This is a genomic window from Mycobacterium sp., from assembly GCF_035314665.1.
Taxonomy (GTDB): domain Bacteria; phylum Actinomycetota; class Actinomycetes; order Mycobacteriales; family Mycobacteriaceae; genus Mycobacterium.
The window spans coordinates 1-3,012 of record NZ_DATFZD010000193.1 but is presented as its reverse complement, the minus strand read 5'-3'; the positions used below and the strand labels follow the sequence as shown (position 1 = coordinate 3,012).

The following is a 3,012-nucleotide window of genomic DNA, read 5'->3' as shown; positions in this document are numbered from 1 at the left end:
GGCCTACGCCGACGCAGTGAACGAGCACTTCGGCACCGTGAACCAGATCTACAACAACGCCGGGATCGCCTTCGCCGGTGACATCGAGATCAGCCAGTTCAAGGACATCGAGCGGGTGATGGACGTGGACTTCTGGGGTGTTGTCAATGGCACCAAGGTGTTCCTGCCTCACTTGATCGCCTCGGGCGACGGACATGTCATCAACATCTCCAGCCTGTTCGGGCTGTTCGCGCAGCCCGGGGGGGCCGCTTACAGCGCCGCCAAGTTCGCCGTCCGCGGATTCACCGAGGCGCTGCGGCAGGAGATGGCGCCGGCCGGTCACCCGGTGAAGGTGACCACCGTGCATCCCGGGGGCATCAAGACCGCGGTCGCCCGCAACATGACCGCAGCCGAGGGAATCGATGTTGCCGAGTTGGCGCGGACCTTCGACAAGAAGCTGGCCATCACATCCCCGGAGAAGGCGGCACAGATCATCCTCGACGGGGTCCGCAAGAACAAGGCCCGTGTGCTGGTCGGACCGGACGCCAAGATCCTCGACATCATCGTCCGCATCACCGGGTCGGGGGGATATCAACGACTGTTCACCGCGGTGACGGCGCGGACCGTTGGGTCGGCCCGCTAGCTCATCACCAGCAGTCCTACGACGACACGACCGTGGACCGCGGCAGCCCCGATGTATGGTCGTCGAGCGTCCCGAAGGACACGTCCAGCAAGCCGTCGAAGCCTCAGGCTGACAATCCGTTTGGGTCCTTGCCGTCGCGCATTGACGGAGTGACGACATCGTTCAAGTCCGCTCTTGATGCGCCCGTCGCCGCAAGGACGTCGTTGAGCGGTGTCAACAGCTCACCGATGGACGGGGAGTGGACCACGCTTTCGACGGGATTGCCAGACGCGATGTGGGAGGCGGTATGTTTCCGCTCATGAGCTCTTCGACTGGCAAGGTCGTTTTCATAACGGGAGGTGCTGGAGGCGTCGGCGCGGAAGTGGCGCAACGGATGCACAGCAAGGGTGCCAACTTGGTCTTGGTGGATCTGGATGAGACGCCGCTGAAGGCTTTGGCGGCGCGATTGGGCGAGGACCGGGTGATGACGGTGATCGCCGACGTCCGAGACATGGCCGCGATGCAGACCGCCGCCGAAAGGACAGTCGATCGCTTTGGTGGGATCGACGTCGTGATGGCCAACGCCGGCATCGCCACCTACGGGTCGGTGCTGCAGGTCGACCCCGAGGCGTTCAAGACGCTGATCGATGTCAACGTGGTCGGCGTCTTCAACACCGTGCGGGCAGCACTACCTGCGGTGATCAACCGCAGCGGGTACGTTCTGATCGTCTCGTCCGCGGCGGCCTACGTCGCCATGCCCGGGCTGGCGCCCTATAACGCGTCGAAGGCCGCGGTCGAGCACTTCGCGAATGCGCTACGGATAGAGGTCGCACACCTGGGTGTCGATGTCGGGTCGGCGCACATGTCATGGATCGACACTCCGCTGGTGCAAGACGCCAGATCGGACTTATCCACTTTCCGCGAGGTCCTCAGCCTGATGCCCGGCCTGGCAAGCAAGACCACCACGGTGGAGAAGTGTGGTGAAGCGTTTGTCAAGGGGATCGAACGCCGCAAGCGCCGCATCCACTGCCCGCGCTGGGTTGGTTTGACGCGATGGCTGCGGCCGATGTTGGCCACCCCCGCCGCGGAGTATCAGCTCCGGAAGTACACCCCAGACCTCTTGCCCCGGATGGACGCCGAGGTAGCTGCGCTGGGGCGCTCGATGAGCGCGCGCACGGAGGCTATGGCGAAACGATCCAATGGGGCAGCGCAGGATTAGGCTTCCCAGTAGGAGGTGTCGACCGCGGAATGTAGCCTCTCCGGCATGCTGAAGCTGCCCTATGACGATCGCGGCGCTGGCCGACCTGTGCTGTTCATCGCCGGCCGCGGCGGCGCCGGGCGCACCTGGCACTTGCACCAGGTACCGGCCTTCCTGGCCGCCGGCTACCGCGTAATCACGTTCGACAACAGGGGGGTGGGCGCAAACGAGAACGCCGACGACTTCACCACTCAGACCATGGTGGCCGACACCGCCGCGCTGATCGAGAAGCTCGACGCTGCGCCGGCCCGGATCGTGGCCGCGTCGATGGGCTCCTACATCGCCCAGGAGCTGATGCTGGCGCGTCCTGAGCTGGTCAGCCACGCGGCCCTGATGGCCACCTGCGGCCGCCACGACCGCACGCGCCGATTATTCAACACCGCCGAACGGGAGCTGGCCCATACCGGCATCACGTTGCCGTCGCGCTACGACGCAAAAGTTCGCCTACTCGAGAGCTTTTCGCCCAAGACGCTGAACGACGAGCGCGCTGTCAGCGATTGGATTGAGATGTTCACGCTGTGGCCGAGGAACTCCACGCCCGGCTTGCGAACGCAGCTCAGCATCGCGCCGCAGGACAACCGACTGCCCTCGTACCGCGCGATCACGATACCGGTGCTGGTGATCGGTTTCGCCGACGACGTCGTCACGCCGCCACACCTGGGCGCGGAGGTCGCAGCCTCCTTGCCGATTGGTCGCTATCTCGAGATCCCCGACGCCGGCCATCTCGGTTTCCTCGAGCAACCGCATGTTGTCAACGACGCGATCCTGAAATTCTTCGCCGAGGCGGCGAGTCGGTGAGCTTGTCCAAGATATAGAACATCGGATCGCTCAGTGGGGGAACGGCAAGTAGGGGCCCCACTCGGACAGCATCTCGTGACAAGTCGGGGTGCGCTGTCCGAGGCGCTTGGACCACCGTGGTCGCGGCATCCGGTTCCTGCATGACAGCCGATTCCCGTCGGCGCATGTTGAGCGGACGATTCCTGTGTCGCTGCGGCCCTCGGCAGCGCCTAGCCCGAAGTTGCGGCGGCCGGGGTGCGTGGATTCCTGGCTGACCAGGGGTTTTGCCGGTTTGGTGGGTTGGTGGTTCTGGCTACGCGGCGGTCAGGGGTATCGGGGTGCCAATGAGTTCGAAAGCGCGGCGCTGGTCGGGGGT

Annotated in this window: 3 protein-coding genes; all 3 read left to right on the top strand. The window is 64.7% G+C overall.

The window, feature by feature from the left end:
• Positions 1 to 622, top strand: a 622-nt coding sequence (locus tag VKI00_RS14895; RefSeq protein WP_324438603.1) for an SDR family NAD(P)-dependent oxidoreductase, incomplete at its 5' end; no start/stop codon positions are given.
• Between the two features lie 298 nt (positions 623 to 920).
• Positions 921 to 1,820, top strand: coding sequence for an SDR family oxidoreductase (locus VKI00_RS14890; RefSeq protein WP_324438601.1), 900 nt, complete (start codon positions 921 to 923; stop codon positions 1,818 to 1,820).
• Between the two features lie 45 nt (positions 1,821 to 1,865).
• Positions 1,866 to 2,657 carry an alpha/beta hydrolase gene (locus tag VKI00_RS14885; protein WP_324438599.1) on the top strand — a complete coding sequence of 264 codons (792 nt, stop codon included), beginning with the start codon at positions 1,866 to 1,868 and terminating at the stop codon, positions 2,655 to 2,657.
• The last annotated feature ends 355 nt before the right edge of the window (positions 2,658 to 3,012 follow it).